This window comes from Streptomyces sp. NPDC102467, assembly GCF_044765445.1.
GTDB lineage: Bacteria > Actinomycetota > Actinomycetes > Streptomycetales > Streptomycetaceae > Streptomyces.
The window spans coordinates 120,487-142,081 of the sequence record NZ_JBIWKA010000007.1 but is presented as its reverse complement, the minus strand read 5'-3'; the positions used below and the strand labels follow the sequence as shown (position 1 = coordinate 142,081).

The following is a 21,595-nucleotide window of genomic DNA, read 5'->3' as shown; positions in this document are numbered from 1 at the left end:
GTGGTACCGCGGGAGCGCGCCGCACACGGCGCAGCAGCCTCTCGTCCCTCCGACGGAGAGAAGCACGTCCGCCGGAGGAAGACTGATGACGCAGTACCGCCAGGTGCCCGCCCAGGTCGATCTGCCCGCCCTCGAGCACGCGGTGCTCGACTTCTGGCGCGAGCAGAAGATCTTCGCCAAGACCCTGGAGCAGTCCGAGGGACGCCCCGAGTGGGTGTTCTACGAGGGCCCGCCCACGGCCAATGGCATGCCCGGCGCCCACCACATCGAGGCCCGCGTCTTCAAGGACGTCTTTCCCCGCTTCCGCACCATGCGCGGCTACCACGTGGCCCGTAAGGCGGGCTGGGACTGCCACGGCCTCCCGGTGGAGCTGGCGGTCGAGAAGGAGCTCGGCTTCAGCGGCAAGAAGGACATCGAGGCGTACGGCATCGCCGAGTTCAACGACAAGTGCCGCGAGTCCGTGCTGCGGCACACCGACGCCTTCGCCGAGCTGACGACCCGCATGGGGTACTGGACCGACCTCGACGACCCCTACGTCACGATGGACCCCGAGTACATCGAGTCGGTCTGGTGGTCGCTGAAGGAGATCTTCAACAAGGGCCTCCTCACCCAGGACCACCGCGTCGCCCCCTGGTGCCCGCGCTGCGGCACCGGCCTCTCCGACCACGAGCTGGCGCAGGGGTACGAGACGGTCGTCGACCCCTCGGTCTATGTCCGTTTCCCTCTCACCTCCGGTCCGCTGGCGGGCCAGGCGTCGCTCCTGGTCTGGACGACGACGCCCTGGACCCTGGTCTCGAACACGGCGGTCGCCGCGCACCCCGAGGTCCGCTACGTCGTGGTGAGCGACGGCCGGGAGAAGCTCGTCGTCGCCGAGCCGCTCGTCGAGAAGTCGCTCGGCGAGGGCTGGGAGCCGACCGGCGAGGCCTTCACCGGCGCCGAAATGGAGCGCTGGAAGTATCAACGCCCGTTCGAGCTCGTAGAGTTCCCCGCCGAGGCCCACTACGTGGTCAACGCCGAATACGTGACGACCGAGGACGGCACGGGTCTGGTGCACCAGTCCCCCGCGTTCGGTGAGGACGACCTCAAGGTCTGCCGCGCGTACGGCCTGCCGGTCGTGAACCCGGTCCTGCCCGACGGCACCTTCTCCCCCGAAGTCCCCATGGTCGGCGGCGTCTTCTTCAAGAAGGCCGACGAGAAGCTCACCGAGGACCTGGGCGACCGCGGCCTCCTCTTCAAGCACCTCCCGTACGAGCACAGCTACCCGCACTGCTGGCGCTGTCACACGGCGCTGCTTTACTACGCGCAGCCGTCCTGGTACATCCGCACCACTGAGGTCAAGGACCGTCTCCTCCAGGAGAACGAGAAGACCAACTGGTTCCCGGAGACGGTCAAGAACGGCCGCTTCGGCGACTGGCTGCAGAACAACATCGACTGGGCGCTCTCCCGTAACCGCTACTGGGGCACTCCGCTGCCGATCTGGCGCTGCGAGGAGGACCACCTCTCGTGCGTCGGCTCTCGCGCGGAGCTCTCCGAGCTGACGGGCACGGACCAGTCGTCCCTCGACCCGCACCGCCCGTACATCGACTCCATCACGTTCACCTGCACCCATGAGGGCTGCACGGCGACGGCGGTGCGCGTCCCGGAGGTCATCGACGCCTGGTACGACTCGGGCTCGATGCCGTTCGCGCAGTGGGGCTACCCGTACAAGAACAAGGAACTCTTCGAGTCCCGCTACCCCGCGCAGTTCATCTCCGAGGCCATCGACCAGACCCGCGGCTGGTTCTACACGCTGATGGCCGTCGGCACCCTGGTCTTCGACAAGTCGTCGTACGAGAACGTGGTCTGCCTCGGCCACATCCTCGCCGAGGACGGCCGCAAGATGTCCAAGCACCTGGGCAACACCCTGGAGCCGATCCCGCTGATGGACCGGCACGGCGCCGACGCGGTGCGCTGGTTCATGGCGGCCGGCGGCTCCCCGTGGGCGGCCCGCCGCGTCGGCCACGGCACGATCCAGGAAGTCGTCCGCAAGACGCTCCTGACGTACTGGAACACGGTCGCCTTCCAGGCCCTGTACGCCCGTACGTCGGGCTGGGCGCCCAGCGCGGAGGACCCGGCCCCGGCGGAGCGCACGGTCCTCGACCGCTGGCTGCTGTCCGAGCTGCACCAGCTCACGGACGAGGTCACCACGGCCCTGGAGGCGTACGACACCCAGCGCGCCGGCAAGCTCCTCTCGGCGTTCGTCGACGACCTGTCGAACTGGTACGTGCGCCGTTCGCGCCGCCGCTTCTGGCAGGGCGACAAGGCCGCGCTGCGCACGCTGCACGACGTGGTGGTGACCGTCACCCAGCTGATGGCGCCGCTCACCCCGTTCATCACGGAGCGGGTCTGGCAGGACCTGGTCGTCCCGGTCTCCCCGGACGCCCCGCAGTCGGTGCACCTGTCGTCGTGGCCGGAGGCCGACCGCTCGGCGATCGACCCGAACCTGTCGACGCAGATGGACCTGGTCCGCCGCCTGGTGGAGCTCGGCCGCGCCACGCGCGCGGAGTCGGGCGTCAAGACCCGTCAGCCGCTGTCACGCGCCCTGGTCGCGGCGTCCGGCTTCGACGCGCTGAGCACGGACCTGCACGCGCAGATCACGGAGGAGCTGAACGTCTCCTCCCTGGCCTCGCTCTCGGAGGTCGGCGGCAGCCTGGTCGACACCACGGCCAAGGCCAACTTCCGTGCCCTGGGCAAGCGCTTCGGCAAGCGCGTCCAGGACGTCGCGAAGGCGGTGTCCGCGGCGGACGCGGCGGCGCTCTCCCTCGCCCTGCGCGAAGGCACGGCCTCGGTCGAGGTGGACGGCGAGACCATCACGCTCGCCCCGGACGAGGTCATCATCACGGAGACCCCGCGCGAGGGCTGGTCGGTGGCGTCGGACTCGGGCGCGACCGTGGCGCTCGACCTGGAGCTGACGGAGGAACTGCGGCAGGCGGGCCTGGCCCGTGACGCGATCCGGCTGATCCAGGAGGCCCGCAAGAACAGCGGCCTGGACGTGGCGGACCGGATCGCCCTGCGCTGGACCTCGACGGACCCGGCGGTGATCTCGGCCCTGTCCGAGCACTCCGGCCTGATCGCGGACGAGGTCCTCAGCCCGGACTTCGCCCAAGGTGAGGCGGACGCCGCTTACGGGGAGCCGTTCACGGACGAGGGTCTGAGCCTGGTCTTCCGCCTCCGCAAGGCGTAGTCCGGCCACATCCCAGCCGCAGAAGGGGTCGGCCCCGCCAGAGTCTCTGGCGGGGCCGACCCCTTTCGCGGTACCCCCGTCACCCGGAGCGGCCGCCGAAAAGGCCTCGGCCCGGATCGCAGAAACGATCCGGGCCGAGGCCTGAATGAACGCCGACGCCTTTTCTCAGGCGCTAGGGGCGCGCCTAGTTGTCGTCCTCGTCGATGAGGAACCCGCGCATCGGCGACGGGGCCTGCTGCATCGGCTGCGGCGGCTGCGGCCGCACCGGCGCCATCGGCTGCGTCATCGCGGGCGACATCTGCTGCTGGTTGCCGTACGACGGACCACCGGCGGACTGCTGACCGCCCATGGCCGGGTTGCCGCCGTAGGACGGGGCACCCGCACCGGCCGGAGCCATCGAAGGCGCCGGGGACGGCGGCAGCGAGGCGGTGGCCGGGGCACGCGGCGGGGCCAGCGAGTCATCGGCCTGGGTCTCCAGCTGACGCAGCTGCGACTCCAGGTACGACTTCAGACGCGTGCGGTACTCGCGCTCGAAGCCGCGCAGATCCTCGACCTTGCGCTCCAGCGTGGCGCGGGCGGACTCCAGGGAGCCCATCGCGACGCGGTGCTTCTCCTGCGCGTCCCGCTCCAGCGCGTCGGCCTTGGACCGGGCGTCACGCTCGAGACCCTCGGCGCGGCTGCGGGCCTCGCCGACGATCTTGTTGGCCTCGGAGCGGGCCTCGGCGATCGCCTGGTCGGCGGTCTGCTGGGCCAGCGAGAGGACACGGGCGGCGCTGTCGCCACCGGGGCCCTGACCCTGCTGCTGCATCTGCGGACCGCCGTGGCCGCCCATGGGGCCGCCCATCGGGCCGCCCAGCTGGGGCTGACCCATCGGACCCTGACCCTGCTGCGGGCCGTGGCCCATCGGACCTTGACCCATGGGGCCCTGGCCCATCGGACCCTGACCCATCGGGCCCTGGCCCTGCGGACCCTGACCCTGCTGCGGGCCGTGGCCGCCGGGACCGGCCGGAAGCTGCGGGGCGCCGCTCGGCAGCTGCGGCGGACCGCCCATGGGGCCGCCCATCTGCTGCTGCGGCGGGCCCGATATGCCGGCGGGCACGGGGGCGCCCGGACCGCGCATACCCTGCGGGGGTCCCTGCTGCTGCTGGTCCTGCGGACCGCCCTGGCCCTCGGGGCCACCAGGACCGCCGGGGCCCTTGCGCATTCCGCCCTGCTGCTGGTTCTGCGCGGCGGCGCGGGTGGCCGCGGCGAGCTTGGCGCGCAGGTCCTCGTTCTCGCGGAGCAAGCGGGTCAGTTCGGCTTCGACCTCATCGAGGAAGGCATCGACCTCGTCCTCGTCATAGCCTTCTCGGAGGCGGACGGTCGTGAACTGCTTGTTCCGCACGTCCTCGGGGGTCAACGGCATCTCTTCACCTCAACGTAGTCGTCGGCATTCGGCAAGACCGTATCGTTCACAGCTGCCTCACGACGGAGATCAGGATGTAGACGATGATCATCAGTACGAAGAAGGACAGGTCGAGCGCCACGCCCCCGAGACGCAGCGGCGGGATGACCCGCCGCAGAAGCTTGAGCGGTGGATCAGTGACAGTGTAAGTGGCCTCAAGAACGACCACCATCGGCTTGCCGGGTTGCCACGAGCGGGCGAACTGGAACACGTAGTCCATGACCAGCCGGAAGATCAGCACGATGAGGAAACACATCAGCGCGATGTAGACCACATCCAAAACCACGCGCATGTCGGCGGTTCCCTCTCCCCTGTGTCTCGTACTTCGTGACTGGTAAGCCAGTCGTCGAACTAATGCTGCGTCTCAGCTCTGGTTGAAGAATCCGCCCTCTGCGATACGGGCCTTGTCCTCCGCCGTGACATCGACGTTAGCAGGAGACAACAGGAACACCTTCTGGGTCACCCGCTCAATGCTTCCGTGGAGGCCGAAGACAAGACCGGCGGCAAAGTCGACAAGTCGCTTCGCGTCGGTGTCGTCCATCTCCGTCAGATTCATGATCACCGGGGTGCCCTCGCGGAAGTGTTCCCCGATGGTACGGGCCTCGTTGTAGGTCCGGGGGTGCAGCGTGGTGATGCGGTAGGGCTCCCGCTCGGACACGACCTTGGGCATGATCACCGGTGCGTTCTTCTCCAGGCTCTGACGTTCAGGTGTGATGGATGCCACGGGGGCGATTCGCGCGGGACGTCCGGATTCAGCGGCGAGCGAAGCGGGCTGGCGCACCGGCTCACGCTGTGCGGGCGGCTGCACCACTCGTACCGATTCGTCCGCTTCTGTGGCGCGGGAGTTGTGTGACTGATGCGACGGTTCGTGCCGGTCGTGCCGTCGAGGGGCACGCTCGGGCTCCGGATCGAGCTCGGGTTCGAAGTCGTCGTCGGGGTCGAACCCCCGGCCGTCGTACCCATCGTCCTCCACGAGGCCGAGGTAGACCGCCATCTTGCGCATCGCGCCGGCCATGCTCTGAGTCCTCCGCTCTGTGGTGGATCGGCTGACGTCAACCAAAGTGCCCGCGATCCACGCGATCTCCTCGCTGATCAGCGAGAATGACCATATTTTCTGCTGTGGTCCGACTTATTGGCGACGTTACCCGAGCCCGAGTCGGACTCCGAGTACCGCCGTACCGACGCGCACATGTGTCGCTCCGGCCGCCACGGCCTGTTCGAGGTCCGAACTCATCCCTGCCGAGACCATGTTCGCAGCCGGATGGGCCGCGCGCAGGGCAGTCGACAAATCCATGAGCCGCTCGAACGCCGCCTGTTGCCGCCCCGCGTAGGGCCCGGTGAGCGGTGCGACGGTCATCAGTCCGTCGAGCCGCAGCCCCGGAGCCTCGGCCACGCGCGCGGCCAACTCCTCTACTCCACCGAGGCCCACACCCCCTCGCTCACCCCGGCCGTCCTCCTGTGCGTCGAGTGCGACCTGGAGGAGACATCCCAGCTCACGCTCCGCGCGCACGGCCTCTTTGGACAGTGATGTGACGAGCTTCGCCCGGTCCACGGATTGCACCAGATCGGCATAACTCACCACGGAACGGACCTTGTTGGTCTGCAACTGACCGACGAAGTGCCAGGTGAGCGGAAGGTCCGCGCACTCCGCCGCCTTGGGTGCGGCGTCCTGGTCGCGGTTCTCCGCCACGTGCCGCACGCCGAGCCCGGAGAGGATCCGGACGTCGTCGGCGGGGTAGGTCTTGGTGACCACGATCAGGGTCACGTCGTCGCGCTTGCGGCCGGCCGCCGCGCAGGCCGCGGAGATACGTTCCTCCACCGTGGCCAGGTTTGCGGCGAGTTCTTCCTTGCGGCCCTGAAGGTCCGTCATGTCGTATCAGTCCAGCCAGACATAGCCCGCGAGCCGGCCGGTGGCCTTGTCGCGGCGGTACGAGAAGTGGTCGTGCGACTCCAGCGTGCACACCGGTGACTGCTGCCGGTCGCGCACCCCGAGCCGCTCCAGTTGTGCGTGCACCCCCGCGGTCACATCGACGGCCGGAGTGCCCCAGCTGGTCTCGGCGTACGCCGCGGGTTCCACCGCGGCGACCTCCGCGCGCATCTGCTCCGGCACTTCGTAGCACCGGCCGCAGACCGCGGGCCCGGTGCGGGCCACGATCCGGACGGGATCCGCGCCGAGTTCCACCATCGCCGTCACGGCGGCGGGTACGACTCCGGCGATCATGCCCGGACGTCCCGCGTGCGCGGCGGCGACGACGCCCGCGACCGGGTCGGCCAGCAGAACGGGGGTGCAGTCCGCGGTGAGCACGGCGAGGGGAAGGCGGCGCCTGGTGGTGACGATCGCGTCGACGTGCGGAATGTCGGCGTCCGTGGCCCAGGGCCCGTCCACCACCGCCACGTCGGGCCCGTGCACCTGGTTCATCCAGACGACCCGGGTCGGTTCGACACCGAGCGCCCGCGCGGCCAACTCCCGGTTGCGCAGTACGGCTTCGCGGTCGTCGCCGACCGCTCCGCCGAGATTGAGCTCCTCGTACGGAGCGGCGCTCACCCCGCCCCACCGGTCGGTGAAGGCGAAGTGCGCGCCACTCGTAGAGGTCACAGCTTCACGCTGTCCTATCACTCCGTCGACGATCCCATCGGCCTCAGGAACGTCACTTCAGGAAGTCCGGGACGTCCAGCTCCTCGGCCTGGCTGTCCGGGTAGGACGGCCGCGGGACGTGGGGCGGGTTGGCCGGGGCGGAGGGGGCCTCGTGCACCGGCGCGGGCACCTCGACCGGCTCCGGGGACTTCAGCTCCTCGCGCGGCGTGACGCTGCCGAGGCTGCCGAAGGCCGGGCGCGAGGGCTCGGAGGCCCGCTCCGGGCGGGAGGCGGGTGCCGGTTCCTCGCGCTTGGCCGAGGACGAGCCCATCACGGTGTCCCGCTTGGCCGGCGGCTGTCCGCCGTCGAACCCGGCGGCGATGACGGTGACCCGCACCTCGTCGCCGAGGGCGTCGTCGATGACCGCACCGAAGATGATGTTCGCCTCGGGGTGCGCGGCCTCGCTGACCAGTTGGGCCGCTTCGTTGATCTCGAAGAGGCCGAGGTCGCTGCCGCCGGAGATGGAGAGCAGCACACCGCGGGCGCCGTCGATGGACGCTTCGAGGAGCGGCGAGGAGATCGCCATCTCCGCGGCGGCCACCGCGCGGTCGTCGCCGCGGGCCGAGCCGATGCCCATGAGGGCCGAACCCGCCTCGGACATCACGGACTTGACGTCGGCGAAGTCGAGGTTGATCAGGCCGGGCGTGGTGATGAGGTCGGTGATGCCCTGGACACCGGAGAGCAGGACCTGGTCCGCCGACTTGAAGGCGTCGAGGACCGAGACCTGGCGGTCCGAAATGGACAGGAGCCGGTCGTTCGGAATGACGATGAGGGTGTCGACCTCTTCGCGCAGCTCCGCGATGCCGTCCTCGGCCTGGTTGGCCCGGCGGCGTCCCTCGAAGGTGAAGGGCCGGGTGACCACGCCGATGGTGAGGGCGCCGAGCGAGCGAGCGATGTTGGCGACGACAGGTGCGCCGCCGGTGCCGGTGCCGCCGCCTTCGCCGGCGGTGACGAAGACCATGTCGGCCCCCTTGAGGACCTCCTCGATCTCCTCGCGGTGGTCCTCTGCGGCTTTGCGGCCGACTGCCGGGTTGGCTCCGGCGCCGAGGCCGCGGGTGAGTTCACGGCCGACGTCGAGCTTGACGTCGGCGTCGCTCATCAACAGGGCTTGCGCGTCGGTGTTGATGGCGATGAACTCGACGCCCTTGAGACCGACCTCGATCATCCGGTTGATGGCATTGACACCACCGCCGCCGACACCGATGACTTTGATGACTGCGAGGTAGTTCTGCGGTGCTGCCACGTCGAAGGCCTCTCGCCTCGAGTTACGTGTCGTCGCCTCGCGTTCTGCCGATGCGACGACTGATGTCGAATGGGGACGGTCCGGACTAGTAGTCGACTGCCGACCCGAACCCTAACGGTGAAGTTTAGGGTTACCAGTGTGTCTGTTCCCTGGACTCTTCCGAACCTGACACTAAGTCGACAAGTGGCGCCCGTTCAACGAACACGCCGAACCTCCCGTTTTTCTTTTCACCCTATGTGATCAGCCGTAGCGCTGCCCAACCAGGGTGCTGGCCTGCGCGGATATGGGTCAACTACCCGAAGAAGCAGGGGCGGTGGGAACACTTACGTCGAAGTGCCGGGCCTTCGGCGCCGCTTTCATGAGGGTGGTGAGTACCCGCGCCTTCGCGTCGCCCTTCTCGGCACTTCCCCATACGACGACGCGTCCGCCGGTGAGCTCCAGCGAGATGTCGTCGTACGAACGGACCTTGACGGTACGGGTGTCGCGTGCGACCGCCTTCGGCAGCCGACCCGCGACACGGACCGTTTCGCGGACCAGCCGGTCCTCTCCGAAGCGTCGCAGGCTTGCCGCCGCACCCGCTCGATCCGGCGTCAATTCCAGCCGTGGAACGCCCTTCGGGGCGGCGTCGACCGTCGCGAAACGAACGCCTTCGTGGTCCACTTCGACGAACTTGCCCGTATTTCTGGCGTCTTCGACAATCAGAACCGGCTTACGTTCCGTCACTTTCAGCCCGATTCCGTGCGGCCAGGATCGCACCACGTCGACCGAGTCGATTCGGGGCAGTTTCCGGCGGATTCGGTCCTCCATGGCGTCCGCGTCGACGGAAACCATGGGGGCGCCGACCGGAACAGCGGCGGCCTCGCGCACCTCCCGCGGCGAGAGAACACCCGTTCCGGAGGTCGTGACGCGCTCGACGCGCAACCACTGCGATCCGTACAGCAGCCAGATCGCGCCCGCCCCGATCAGGACGAGCAGCACGCCGGCCACGACCAGGGTCCGGACGGTCGGCTTCCGCCGTCGGCGGAGTGCAGGGGGCGGGCCGGATTCGGACGCCTCGGCTTCGTCTCGTTCGCCGCGGTCCGCGGTGGTCGCTCCGGCCACGCTGCCCTGCCTCTGTGTCGTACGCCCCTATCGGCGTGAGTTGATCGCCTCGTACACCATCCCGACGAGCAGGTCGTCGGCGTCCCTGCGGCCGAACTCCGAGGCGGCGCGGGACATCTCGTACAGACGGTGCGGGTCGGCGAGCACGGGCAGGACGTTGCCCTGGACCCACTCGGGGGTCAGCTCCGCGTCGTCGACCAGCACACCGCCACCGGCCTTCACCACCGGCTGGGCGTTCAGCCGCTGCTCCCCGTTGCCGATGGGCAGCGGGACGTAGGCGGCCGGGAGCCCGACGGCGGAGAGTTCGGCGACGGTCATCGCGCCCGCACGGCACAGCATCATGTCGGCCGCGGCGTACGCGAGGTCCATCCGGTCCACGTACGGTACCGGGATGTACGGGGGCATTCCCGGCATCTGCTGCACTTGCGGCAGTTCGTTCTTCGGGCCGACCACGTGCAGGATCTGGATACCGGACTGCTGGAGCAGCGGAGCGACGCGCGTGACGACCTCGTTCAGGTGCCGGGCGCCCTGCGAGCCGCCGGAGACGAGCAGCGTCGGCAGGTTCGGGTCGAGGCCGAACGCGGCGCGGCCCTCGGGGCGTACCGCGGCCCGGTCGAGCATGGCGATGGTACGGCGCAGCGGGATGCCGATGTAGCGGGCGCCGCGCAGCTTGCTGTCCGGTGTGGAGACGGCGACCCCTGCCGCGTACCGGGATCCGATCTTGTTGGCGAGGCCGGGCCTCGCGTTGGCCTCGTGCACGATGATCGGCACGCCGAGCCGCTTGGCGGCCAGGTAGCCGGGCAGCGCGACATATCCGCCGAAGCCGACCACGGCGTCGGCCTTGGTCCGCTCCAGGATCTGCTCGGCGGCCTTGATCGTGCCGCGCAGCCGCCCCGGCACGGTGATCAGTTCAGGGGTGGGTTTGCGGGGCAGCGGTACGGCGGGGATCAGCCCCAGGTCGTAGCCGCGCTCCGGTACGAGACGGGTCTCCAGGCCGCGCTCCGTGCCGAGCGCCGTGATCCCCACGGTCGGGTCCTGCCTGCGCAGGGCGTCCGCGAGGGCGAGCGCCGGCTCGATGTGGCCGGCGGTCCCCCCACCGGCGAGTACGACATGCACCGAAATTCACCGCTCTCCGGACGTACGCGCCGAGGCGCGCCGTCGCATCGTGTTCCATCTCATCCGTGGCTGCCGCATGGCCAGGGCCGCCCGCGCCGCCGGTTCGTCCCGCGCGAACGCGAGCAGAAGGCCTACGGCGAACATGGTCGGCAGCAGAGCGGACCCCCCGTACGAGAACAGCGGGAGCGGGACTCCGGCGATCGGCAGCAGGCCGAGCACCGCACCGATGTTGACCACGGCCTGCGCCGTGATCCAGGTCGTCACGCCTCCCGCGGCATATCTCACGAAGGGGTCCTCCGTGCGTCCGGCCACGCGGATACCCGCATAGCCTAGAGCCGCGAACAGGGCGAGCACCGACAGCGTCCCCGACAGGCCCAGTTCCTCACCGGTGATGGCGAAGATGAAGTCGGTGTGCGCTTCGGGAAGTTGACCCCATTTTTCCACACTCGCGCCGAGGCCGGAACCGAAGAATCCGCCGGAGGCGAGGGCGTAGATACCGTGCAGTCCCTGCCAGCACATGTCGTCGGGGCCGGCGTCGGCGCGGCCCAGGCACGCGAGCCGCGCCATCCGGTTCGGGCTGGTCTTGATGAGCATGATGCCGATCGCGCCGGCCACGGACAGGACGCCCACGAAGAGCCGTGTGGGGGCGCCCGCCAGCCACAGCAGGCCGAAGAGGATGGCGGTGAGCAGGATCGCCGTGCCCATGTCGCCGCCGAGCATGATCAGGCCGAGCAGCAGGAACGCCATCGGGACCAGCGGCACCAGCATGTGCTTCCACTGGTTCAGCAGGCGCTTGTCGTGTTTGCGCGCCAGCAGATCGGCACCCCACAGGATCAGCGCCAGCTTGCCGAACTCACTGGGCTGCAGCATGAACGGGCCGCCGAGCGAGATCCAGTTCTGGTTGCCGTTGATCGACACTCCTATCCCGGGCACCTGCACCAGGACCATCAGGAAGACGCTGACGGCGAGGATCGGGTAGGCGAGGGCCCGGTGCAGCTTCACCGGCATCCGCATCGCGGCCACGAGCAGGATCGAGCCGATGACGGCCGCGACGAACTGCTTGCGGAAGAAGAACGAGCTGGAGAGGCCCATCTGCAGGGCCGTGATCATCGACGCCGAGTAGACCATCACCAGGCCGAGGCCCGTGATGAGCAGCGCGGACCCGAGGATCAGGTAGTACGCGGTGAGAGGCCGGTCCCAGGCGCGGCGGCCCTGCGCGTACAGGCGGCCCAGGGGGTTGGCGCGCGCCCGGTAGACGCGGCTGGTCCTTCTCGGCGGGGCCGAGGGGCGCTTGGTGGTGCGGGCGCTGCTACCGGCCATTGCCGCTCCCCCACGGTGAGCCGTACGGCTTGCTCGGCCTTCGCTGGTGCGCTGCCACGTTCCCCTCCCGAGGGTGCCCGGCGTCACCGGGCACCCGAAGGTACCGTCAGACGCCCGTGGCGCCGAGTTCGCGGACCGCTTCCGCGAACGCCTCGCCACGCTTGTTGTAGTTCGTGAACATGTCCATCGACGCACAGGCCGGGGCCATCAGCACGGTGTCCCCCGGGCGGGCGAGCCGCGCCGCCTCCTGGACCGCCGCCGACATCGCCCCAGTGTCGGTCCGGTCGAGGTCGACGACCGGTACTTCCGGGGCGTGTCGCTCCAGGGCTTCGCGGATCAGGGCACGGTCGGCACCGATCAGGACGACACCGCGCAGCCGCTTCGCCGCGCCCGTGACCAGTTCGTCGAAGGTCGCGCCCTTGGCGAGGCCGCCCGCGATCCACACGATCGACTCGTACGCCGCCAACGAGGCCTGTGCGGCATGGGTGTTGGTGGCCTTGGAGTCGTCGATGTAGGCGACCTGGGCGACGTCGGCGACATGCGCGATGCGGTGTGCGTCGGGCGTGAAGTCGCGCAGCCCGTCCCGTACGGCGGCCGGCTCCACGCCGAAGGCGCGGGCCAGGGCCGCCGCCGCGAGGGCGTTGGCGATGTTGTGCGGGGCCGGCGGGTCGATGTCGCTGACCTCGGCCAGTTCCTGGGCGCTCTGCTGCCGGTCCTCCACGAAGGCACGGTCGACGAGGATGCCCTCGACGACGCCGAGTTCGGACGGTCCCGGCGTGCCGAGCGTGAAGCCGATGGCGCGGCAGCCTTCCTCGACGTCGGCCCCGCGGACCAGGCGCTCGGTGGCGTGGTCCGCGGTGTTGTAGACGCAGGCGACCTGATTGCCTTCGTAGATACGGCCCTTGTCGGCGGCGTACGCCTCCATGGAGCCGTGCCAGTCGAGGTGGTCGGGCGCCAGGTTCAGGACGGCGCCGGAGTGGGCGCGCAGCGAGGGCGCCCAGTGCAGCTGGTACGAGGACAGCTCCACGGCGAACACGTCGTACGCGTCGTCGCCTTCGAGGACGACGTCGACGATCGGCGTGCCGATGTTGCCGACGGCCGCCGTGCGCAGGCCTGCCGCCTGGAGGATCGACGCGAGCATCTGCGTCGTGGTGGTCTTGCCGTTCGTGCCGGTGATGGCGAGCCAGGGTGCCGCGTCCGGGCCGCGCAGCCGCCAGGCGATCTCCACGTCTCCGACGACGTCGACGCCCGCTTCTGCGGCCGCCGCGAACAGCGGCGAGGACGGCTTCCAGCCGGGGGACGTGACGACGAGGTCGGTACCCTCGGGCAGCGTCTCGGCATCCCCCAGGCGTACGGAGATGCCCTCTTCTTTAAGAAGGGCGGCCTTTTCGCGGTGGGCAGGGCTCTCGCCGCCGTCCACCACGGTGACCGACGCGCCGAGGCCGGCCAGGGCGCGGGCGGCGCTGAGGCCGCTCACGCCGAGACCGGCGACGGTGATGTTCATCCCCTGCCAGGAACCCTGACCAGAAGTCACTTCTTTGCTGCCCATCCCGCGTAGAAGAGGCCGAGGCCGACGATCACGCACATGCCCTGGATGATCCAGAAGCGGACCACGACAAGGACTTCGGACCACCCCTTTAGTTCGAAGTGGTGCTGGAGTGGCGCCATGCGGAAGACCCGCTTGCCGGTCATCTTGAAGGAGCCGACCTGGATGACCACGGACATCGTGATCATCACGAACAGGCCGCCGAGCAGCGCGAGCAACATCTCGGTGCGCGAGCAGATCGCGAGACCGGCGAGGGCGCCACCGAGGGCGAGCGAGCCCGTGTCGCCCATGAAGATCTTGGCGGGCGAGGTGTTCCACCACAGGAAGCCGAAGCAGGCGCCCATCAATGCCGATGCGACGACTGCCAGGTCGAGTGGGTCTCTGACTTCGAAACAGGCACCCGGGTTGGTGAGGGTCTGCGCGTTGGCGCAGGACTCCTGGAACTGCCAGACGCCGATGAAGGTGTAGGCGCCGAAGACCATCACGGAGGCGCCGGTGGCGAGGCCGTCGAGGCCGTCCGTCAGGTTCACGCCGTTCGACATCGCGAGGATCATGAACAGCGCCCAGACCACGAAGAGCACCGGGCCGATCGTCCAGCCGAAGTCCTCCACGAAGGAGAGCCGGGTCGAGGCCGGGGTCTGCCCGCGGGCGTCCGCGAACTGCAGGGACAGCACCGCGAAGGCGATACCGACGGTCAGCTGGCCGGCCATCTTCGCCTTGGCCCGCAGACCGAGCGACCGCCGCTTCACGATCTTGATGTAGTCGTCGAGGAAGCCGACCAGGCCCATACCGGCCATCAGGCCGAGGACGAGCAGACCCGAGAGGGTCGGCGTCGCGCCGGTGATCAGCTTGCTCAGGAAGTACGCGATGAGGGTCGCCAGGATGAAGGCGATACCACCCATGGTCGGCGTACCGCGCTTGGCGTGGTGCTCGCGCGGGCCGTCGTCACGGATGTACTGCCCATAGCCCTTGCGCGCAAGGAGCTTGATGAGCAGGGGCGTTCCGATCAGGGTCAGAAAAAGCCCGATCACGCCCGCGAAGAGGATCTGCTTCATCATCGGGCATCGCCCCCGTTCTCGAAGCCCTCGAGCAGCGCCTGTGCCACGCTCTCCAGGCCCACCGACCTGGAGGCCTTCACGAGCACGACGTCACCCGGGCGCAACTCGCTGCGCAACAGGTCGACCGCCGCCTGTGCGTCGGACACGTGCACCGACTCCTCACCCCACGAACCCTCGTTATAAGCGCCCAGTCGCAACCAGGACGCTTCCCTGCCCCCGACTGCCACGAGCTTGCTGACGTTGAGCCGGACGGCCAGCCGTCCGACCGCGTCGTGCTCGGTCAGCGACTCGTCGCCGAGCTCGGCCATGTGCCCGAGCACCGCCCACGTACGACGCCCCTTACCCATGGCCACGAGCGCGCGCAGGGCCGCTCGCATGGACTCGGGGTTCGCGTTGTAGGCGTCGTTGACGATCGTGACGCCGTCCGAACGCTCGGTGACCTCCATCCGCCAGCGGGACAGGGAGCCCGCTTCGGAGAGCGCGAGCGCGATCTCCTTCACGGACATGCCAAGGTCGTGGGCGACGGCGGCCGCGGCGAGCGCGTTCGACACGTGGTGCTCACCGTACAGGCGCAAGGTCACTTCGCTGCACCCGGTGGGTGTGTGAAGGCTGAAGGCCGGCTGTCCGTTCTCCGTGAGCCGGACATTCTCGGCACGTACGTCGGCTTCCGCGGCCTCTCCGAAGAACAGCACCTTCGCCTTCGTACGGGACGCCATGGCCCGTACGAGCGGGTCGTCCGCGTTGAGGATCGCGGTGCCGTCGGCGGGCAGCGCCTCGACCAGCTCGCCCTTCGCTTCCGCGATCTGCGCGCGGCCGCCGAACTCGCCGATGTGCGCGGTTCCCACGTTGAGGACGAGGCCGACCTTCGGGGGCGTCAGGCCCGTCAGGTACTGAATGTGGCCCTTGCCGCGAGCGCCCATCTCCAGGACGAGGAACTTCGTCTCGTCGGTGGCGGACAGCGCGGTCAGCGGCAGGCCGATCTCGTTGTTGAACGAGCCGGGCGTGAAGATCGTGGGTGCCTTGCTGCGCAGCACCTGGGCGATCAGGTCCTTGGTGCTGGTCTTGCCGGCCGAGCCGGTCAGCGCGACCAGGGTGGCGCCGAGCCGCTCGACGACGTGCCGGGCGAGCGCGCCGAGCGCCGCCTGTACGTCGTCGACGACCACGGCGGGCACTCCGACGGGTCGCGCGGCCAGTACGGCGACGGCGCCCGCGGCGATCACGTCGGCCGCGTAGTCGTGGCCGTCCACGTGTTCACCCGCGAACGCGGCGAACAGGCTGCCGGCTTCGACCTTGCGCGAGTCGATGACGACCGGCCCGGTGACCCGGACCCGCGGATCCGGTATGTCGTACGTCTGCCCGCCGACGACTGAGGCGATCTCGGCGAGGGAGAGGGCGATCACAACTTCATCCCTGGGTTTGCTCGATGGCTTCGCGAAGCACCAGGCGGTCGTCGAAGGGACGCACCACCCCGGCGATGTCCTGGCCCTGCTCGTGGCCCTTGCCCGCGACGAGCACCGTGTCGCCGGGCTCGGCGCGTGCGACGGCGGCGGCGATGGCGGCGGCCCGGTCCTCGAAGACGGCGACGTCGCCGCGCTCGTGCGCCGGTACGTCGGCGGCGCCCGCGAGCATCGTGGCGAGGATCGCGAGGGGGTCCTCGGAGCGTGGGTTGTCGGAGGTGAGGATGGCCGTGTCGGCGAACCGCGCGGCGGCGGCGCCCATCGGCATCCGCTTGGTCTTGTCCCGGTCGCCGCCGCAGCCGAGCACGATGTGCAGCTTGTTCTCGGTGACCTTGCGCAGCGCCCTCAGGACGGATTCGACGGCGTCGGTCTTGTGCGCGTAGTCGACGACGGCGAGGTAGTTCTGTCCGGCGTCCACCCGCTCGAGGCGGCCGGGCACTCCGGGCACCGCGGCGACGCCGTCGGCCGCGGTCTGCGGGTCGATCCCGGCGACGGCGAGGGTGACGATCGCGGCGAGGGTGTTCGCGACGTTGAAGGCGCCTGGCAGCGGCGCCCTGGCGGTGATCCGCTCGCCCTTGGGGCCGACGACGGTCAATGTCGAGCCCAGCGGCCCGACTTCGACGTCCTCGGCGCGCCAGTCGGCGTCGGGGTGACCTTCCGCCGAGAACGTGACGACGGGCACTTCGGACTCGTCGATGAGCCGGCGTCCGTACTCGTCGTCGAAGTTCACTACGCCCTGTTTGCTGCGTGCGCGCGTGAACAGTTGCGCCTTCGCCTGGAAGTAGTCCTCCATCCCGGAGTGGAACTCCATGTGCTCCGGGCTGAGGTTGTTGAAGACCGCCACGTCGAAGACGCAGCCGTCGACCCGGCCGAGCACGAGGGCGTGGCTGGAGACCTCCATGGCGACGGCGTCGACGCCGCGCTCGCGCATGACCGCGAACAGGGCCTGCAGATCGGTGGCTTCGGGCGTCGTCCGCTCGGATTTGATGCGTTCGTCGCCGATGCGCATCTCGACCGTGCCGATGAGGCCGGTCGACCGGACCTCCTTCAGACCGCCTTCGACGAGGTACGCCGTGGTGGTCTTGCCGGACGTGCCGGTGATGCCGAGCTGCAGCAGGTCCTTGCCGGGGTGGCCGTAGATCGTGGCGGCCAGCTCGCCCATGCGGCCGCGCGGGTTCTCCACGACGAGCGGCAGGAGCCCGGCGTCGCGCACGCGTTCGGCGCCCGCCGGATCGGTGAGGGCCGCGACCGCGCCGAGGGTGGCGGCCTGTGCGGCGAAGTCGGCGCCGTGCGCGCGGGCGCCGGGCAGGGCCGCGTACAGGTCGCCGGGGCGCACCGCACGGGAGTCGTGGGTGATACCGGAGATGGTGATCGCCGCGTCGGCCGTGGGTGTCGGGACACCCAGCTGATCGGCCAGTTCCGCGAGGGGTGTGGCGGAGACCTCGACCGGTCGCGGCGGCCCGGGATATGTCACGGGTGCGCCCTTCTGGGTGGTTTGAGACTGATCAGCGTGTGGCACGGCGGTGAGCGTACCGGGCGCACCCCCCGCTGAGCGAAGCGAGGGGCGGGGTGTCCGGTGGTTCCCGGAATCCGAGGTGATGGTTGTCACGGGCTCTTCAGGGTGTCTTCACTGTGGGTAAGTGATCATGGTCACGGCGCGGCACGGCCGTCATGGCGGGCAGGCTGTCATGGCTGGAAAGTGACGGGCAGCCGTGCGGACTTGGCGCCCGTGGGCGGCACTTGGAGGGTCTTCAGGGCGAACTCCATGACCTGCTTGTAGATGGGTCCGCAGATCTGGCCGCCGAAGTAGCTGCCCTTTGTCGCGTTCTGGATGGCGCAGTAGACGGTGACGCGCGGCTTGTCGGCGGGCGCGAACCCGGCGAACGACGACGTGTATCCCTTGTAGCGGCCGGTGGCCGGATCCACGCGGTTGGCCGTGCCCGTTTTACCGGCGACGCGGTAACCGGGGATCCGGGCCTTGGCGCCCGTGCCCTCCTCGTCGTCGACCACGGACTCCAGCATGTGTGCGACCGTCTTCGCCGTCTTCGTGCTGACGACGCGGGTCTCCTTGGGCCTGGGTGCGGGCGTGAACCGGCCGTCGGCGCCCTTCGCTCCGCGTACCAGGGTCGGTTCGATCCGTACGCCGCCGTTGGCGATGGTCGAGTACACGGAGGCCGCCTGCATGGCGTTGATGGAGAAGCCCTGCCCGAACGGGATCGTGTACTGCTGCGACGTCGACCACTTATCCGCCGGCGCGAGGATGCCGGAGGTCTCGCCGGGGAAGCCGAGACCGCTCTGTTTCCCGATGCCGAACTTGCTCAGGTACGAGTAGAGCGTCTGGTTGGCCTTCGGCTGGGTCGCGCCCAACTGGCCGGAGGCGAGGATCGTGCCGATGTTGCTGGACTTGGCGAGTACGCCGTTGAGCGTGAGGTGCCAGGTCGGGTGGTCGATGTCGTCCTGGAAGAGCCGGTCGCCGCGGTGCAGCCGATTGGGCACGATGACGTGAGTCAGCGGTGTGGCCGCGTTCTCCTCCAGGATCGCCGCCATCGACATCACCTTGGCGGTGGATCCCGGCTCGTACGCGTCCTGCAACGAGGCGTTGCCCAGGGCCGTCGCGTTGGCCTGCGACAGGTCGTTCGGGTCGAAGCCGGGCGCGTTCGCCATGGCCAGGACCTCGCCGGTCTGCGTGTCCTGCACTATCACGTAGCCGCGATCCGCCCCGGACTTCTTCACCTGCTCGGTGATCGCGTCCTGCGCGGCCCACTGGATGTCGCGGTCGATGGTCAGCTCGACGTCGGAGCCGGCCACCGCGGGCTGCTCGGTGCTGCCCGCCGTCGGCACCTGCTGGCCGCCGGACTGGGCGTAGCGGATCTTGCCCGCCTTGCCGGACAGCTCCTTGTTGAGCTGCTGCTCGACGCCGCCGCCGCCCTTGCCGTCGGCGTTGACCCAGCCCAGTATCCCGGCGGCGAGGTCCCCGTTGGGGTACACGCGCTTGTTACTGGGGTCGGCGAGCACACCGGACAGCACGCTCGCCTCGCGGCCCTCGGCGTTCGCCTTGTCGTTCAGCGTCGACCTGAGGTCCTTGATCTGCTTCCAGACCTGCGGTGTCTGCCGCGCGGCCAGCCGCACGTACCGGGTCTTCTTGGTGCTGAGCTTCTTGGCGAGGGTGTCCGCGTCGATCCCGACGATCGGTGACAGGAGCGCCGCCGCCTGCGCGGGCGCGTCCTTCACCTTGGTGATCTTCTCGGTGAACATCGTCGGGTCAGCGGTGATGTCGTACGCGTCCACGCTCGCCGCGAGCGCGACTCCGCTGCGGTCGGTGATGCCGCCGCGCTCGGCGGCGATGGTGTGGCTGACGTAGCGATTCAGCTCGGCCTTGGCCGCGTACGCGCTCGCGTCGACGCCCTGCACCTGGAGGAGACGGACGACGAAGACCATGAGGACGAGCGTGAGGCCCAGGCTCACCATCCGCAGCCGGGGCCGTGGACTGCCCAGGCGCAGTGGAGTGCCGGCCTTGGCGGGCGCGGGGCGCGGGCGCCGTACAGCGGGGCGCGCGCCGGGTCCCGAGCGCCGCTGCGCGGGCCGGCCCGTTCTGGCGGGGCGCGCGGGTCCTGGCACGCGGCGGCGCGGGGGCTCCCTGTCGGTCATGGCGTCACCTGCCGGAGTTCGAAGGAGCGGAGGCCGTGGGCGTCGCCGAGGCGCTCGGAGCCGACTGCGCCGACTGCGCCGACTGCGCGGACGCGGAGGCGGTGGGCGTCGTCGACGGCGTCGTGCCGGGCGAGGCCGGTGTGCTCGGGGGCGTACTGATCATCTCGGGCGGGGGCGCCTGCTGACCCATCGGCGACGCGGGCAGCGCGGCCGGGCTCGGCATGCCGCGGACCGTGCCGTTCGGGCTGAGGAACGCGGGGTCGCCGCCCGCGACCATGCCGAGCTCACGGGCGCGGCGCTGGAGGGCGTCCGGCGCCGAGTACGAGTCGACGTCACGTTGCAGCTGCTGCTCGTCGTCGGTGAGCTCGGTGGTCTGCTTCTTGAGCCTGCTGAGCTTGAACGATCCTTCGTTGAGCGAGGAGTTCAGCAACAGCAGCGTGATGAGCCCGCCACCGAGCAGCAGCACGACGAGAAGGACGAACGGGGCGCGTGCGGCCTGGGCTCCACCGGACGGGGCGACCGGGAAGAGCCGCGCCAACCGGGCGGCCCTCCCGCGTGGTGCGCGCGCGGAGCCTCTGGACCTTTTGGACTCCTTGAACCCTTGGGGCCTCTGGGAGTCCCTGGCATCTTTCGAGCCGCTCCTGGCGGTCATGACCACCTCTCCACGCGCGCGTGCCTCACTCGGCAACCTCCTCGCGGATGCGCTGCGCACCCCGCAGCCGTGCCGGGGCGGCCCGGCGGTTCTCGGCGATTTCTTCCTCCGTGGGAAGTTCGGCACCGCGAGTGAGCAGCTTGAGCCGGGGCTGGTAGCGCTCGGGGACGACGGGCAGGCCGGCCGGCGCCGTGGTGGCTGCGCCGGCCGCGAACACCTGCTTGACCAGCCGGTCCTCGAGCGAGTGGTACGACAGGACAGCGATCCGGCCGCCGACCGCGAGCGCCCGCACGGCGGCCGGGACGGCCCTCTCCAGGACGCTCAGCTCGCCGTTGACCTCGATGCGCAGGGCCTGGAAGGTGCGCTTGGCCGGGTTGCCGCCGGTGCGCTTGGCGGCCTGCGGAAGAGAGTCGCGGATCAGCTCGACGAGCCGGGCGCTGTTGCTGAACGGTTCCTTCTCGCGCTCCCGTACGACGGCCGAGACGATGCGCTTGGCCTGCTTCTCCTCGCCGTACTGGCGCAGGATCCGCACCAGTTCGCCGGGCGCGTAGGTGTTGAGGACCTCGGCGGCGCTCACCCCGGCCGACTGGTCCATGCGCATGTCGAGCGGCGCGTCCTGCGCGTAGGCGAAGCCGCGGTCGGCCTCGTCGAGTTGCATGGAGGAGACGCCGAGGTCGAACAGGACGCCCTGGACGCGCGGGATCCCCAACCGGTCGAGGACCTCGGGCAGTTCGTCGTAGACGGCGTGCACGAGGGTGGCCCGGTCGCCGAAGGGGGCGAGGCGCTCGCCGGACAGGCGCAGCGCCTCCTTGTCACGGTCGAGCGCGACGAGGCGGCACGAGGGGAACGTGGCGAGCAGAGCCTCACTGTGTCCGCCGAGACCGAGCGTGCAGTCGACGACGACCGCTCCCGGCTGGGCGAGTGATGGGGCCAACAGGTCCAGGCAGCGCTGGAGCATCACCGGAACATGTCGCTGACTCAAAGGGCCCTCTCAGGTCCGGCGGGCGGTCGTACGCACTACCGGGTCCCCGCCCGCTCGAAGGGGATCGGTCCGTCGGCGCCGGGGAAGTGACGCCGTCCGACCGGAGCGGGAGGAGGCCGAGCCGTACGTACGCGCCGCGCACGCGGGGAGCGTCCGGCGGCGCCGGGATC

General features: G+C 69.8%; 17 protein-coding genes. 1 reads left to right on the top strand and 16 read right to left on the bottom strand.

Going from position 1 to position 21,595, the window contains the following annotated elements; translation table 11 throughout:
- Nucleotides 1-85 precede the first annotated feature (85 nt).
- Entirely contained in the window at nucleotides 86-3,223 is a 3,138-nt protein-coding gene (gene ileS / locus ACIREE_RS16010; RefSeq protein ID WP_404151488.1) for an isoleucine--tRNA ligase, read from the top strand.
- Nucleotides 3,224-3,407: 184 nt separating this feature from the next.
- Here the strand turns inward: ileS and ACIREE_RS16005 are convergent, their stop codons facing one another.
- From ACIREE_RS16005 to rsmH, 16 genes are all read right to left on the bottom strand, one after another.
- Nucleotides 3,408-4,628 (bottom strand): DivIVA domain-containing protein, encoded by a 1,221-nt coding sequence (locus tag ACIREE_RS16005; RefSeq protein WP_404151485.1) that lies wholly within the window; start codon nucleotides 4,626-4,628, stop codon nucleotides 3,408-3,410.
- A gap of 46 nt (nucleotides 4,629-4,674) precedes the next feature.
- Nucleotides 4,675-4,959: a YggT family protein gene (locus tag ACIREE_RS16000; RefSeq protein ID WP_404151482.1), complete on the bottom strand. Its 285-nt coding sequence runs from the start codon at nucleotides 4,957-4,959 to the stop codon at nucleotides 4,675-4,677.
- A gap of 72 nt (nucleotides 4,960-5,031) precedes the next feature.
- Nucleotides 5,032-5,682: a cell division protein SepF gene (locus tag ACIREE_RS15995; RefSeq protein ID WP_404151479.1), complete on the bottom strand. Its 651-nt coding sequence runs from the start codon at nucleotides 5,680-5,682 to the stop codon at nucleotides 5,032-5,034.
- Between the two features lie 126 nt (nucleotides 5,683-5,808).
- Nucleotides 5,809-6,537: a YggS family pyridoxal phosphate-dependent enzyme gene (locus tag ACIREE_RS15990; protein ID WP_404151477.1), complete on the bottom strand. Its 729-nt coding sequence runs from the start codon at nucleotides 6,535-6,537 to the stop codon at nucleotides 5,809-5,811.
- Nucleotides 6,538-6,543: 6 nt separating this feature from the next.
- Nucleotides 6,544-7,284 carry a peptidoglycan editing factor PgeF gene (gene pgeF, locus ACIREE_RS15985; RefSeq protein ID WP_404151474.1) on the bottom strand — a complete coding sequence of 247 codons (741 nt, stop codon included), beginning with the start codon at nucleotides 7,282-7,284 and terminating at the stop codon, nucleotides 6,544-6,546.
- 31 nt (nucleotides 7,285-7,315) lie between these two features.
- Nucleotides 7,316-8,545, bottom strand: a complete 1,230-nt coding sequence (gene ftsZ / locus ACIREE_RS15980; RefSeq protein ID WP_404151471.1) for a cell division protein FtsZ — start codon at nucleotides 8,543-8,545, stop codon at nucleotides 7,316-7,318.
- A gap of 288 nt (nucleotides 8,546-8,833) precedes the next feature.
- Nucleotides 8,834-9,646 carry a cell division protein FtsQ/DivIB gene (locus tag ACIREE_RS15975; protein ID WP_404151468.1) on the bottom strand — a complete coding sequence of 271 codons (813 nt, stop codon included), beginning with the start codon at nucleotides 9,644-9,646 and terminating at the stop codon, nucleotides 8,834-8,836.
- A gap of 27 nt (nucleotides 9,647-9,673) precedes the next feature.
- Nucleotides 9,674-10,762 carry an undecaprenyldiphospho-muramoylpentapeptide beta-N-acetylglucosaminyltransferase gene (gene murG / locus ACIREE_RS15970; protein WP_404151465.1) on the bottom strand — a complete coding sequence of 363 codons (1,089 nt, stop codon included), beginning with the start codon at nucleotides 10,760-10,762 and terminating at the stop codon, nucleotides 9,674-9,676.
- Between the two features lie 6 nt (nucleotides 10,763-10,768).
- Nucleotides 10,769-12,082, bottom strand: a complete 1,314-nt coding sequence (gene ftsW / locus ACIREE_RS15965) for a putative lipid II flippase FtsW (RefSeq protein ID WP_404151462.1) — start codon at nucleotides 12,080-12,082, stop codon at nucleotides 10,769-10,771.
- Between the two features lie 106 nt (nucleotides 12,083-12,188).
- Nucleotides 12,189-13,631 (bottom strand): UDP-N-acetylmuramoyl-L-alanine--D-glutamate ligase, encoded by a 1,443-nt coding sequence (gene murD, locus ACIREE_RS15960; protein WP_404151460.1) that lies wholly within the window; start codon nucleotides 13,629-13,631, stop codon nucleotides 12,189-12,191.
- Nucleotides 13,613-14,686: a phospho-N-acetylmuramoyl-pentapeptide-transferase gene (mraY, locus tag ACIREE_RS15955; RefSeq protein ID WP_363193927.1), complete on the bottom strand. Its 1,074-nt coding sequence runs from the start codon at nucleotides 14,684-14,686 to the stop codon at nucleotides 13,613-13,615. The genes murD and mraY overlap by 19 nt, the downstream gene beginning before the upstream one ends.
- Nucleotides 14,683-16,086 (bottom strand): UDP-N-acetylmuramoyl-tripeptide--D-alanyl-D-alanine ligase, encoded by a 1,404-nt coding sequence (gene murF / locus ACIREE_RS15950; protein ID WP_404151459.1) that lies wholly within the window; start codon nucleotides 16,084-16,086, stop codon nucleotides 14,683-14,685. Before murF ends, mraY begins: the two co-directional genes overlap by 4 nt.
- Nucleotides 16,087-16,090: 4 nt before the next feature.
- On the bottom strand, nucleotides 16,091-17,752 hold the full coding sequence (locus ACIREE_RS15945) for a UDP-N-acetylmuramoyl-L-alanyl-D-glutamate--2,6-diaminopimelate ligase (RefSeq protein WP_404151457.1): 1,662 nt from the start codon (nucleotides 17,750-17,752) through the stop codon (nucleotides 16,091-16,093).
- 77 nt (nucleotides 17,753-17,829) lie between these two features.
- Entirely contained in the window at nucleotides 17,830-19,791 is a 1,962-nt protein-coding gene (locus ACIREE_RS15940; RefSeq protein WP_404151455.1) for a peptidoglycan D,D-transpeptidase FtsI family protein, read from the bottom strand.
- Nucleotides 19,792-19,795: 4 nt separating this feature from the next.
- Nucleotides 19,796-20,329 carry a septum formation initiator family protein gene (locus tag ACIREE_RS15935; protein ID WP_404151454.1) on the bottom strand — a complete coding sequence of 178 codons (534 nt, stop codon included), beginning with the start codon at nucleotides 20,327-20,329 and terminating at the stop codon, nucleotides 19,796-19,798.
- Nucleotides 20,330-20,468: 139 nt separating this feature from the next.
- A complete protein-coding gene (gene rsmH / locus ACIREE_RS15930) occupies nucleotides 20,469-21,425 on the bottom strand; it encodes a 16S rRNA (cytosine(1402)-N(4))-methyltransferase RsmH (protein ID WP_404151452.1) in 957 nt (318 codons plus the stop codon).
- Nucleotides 21,426-21,595: the final 170 nt, after the last annotated feature.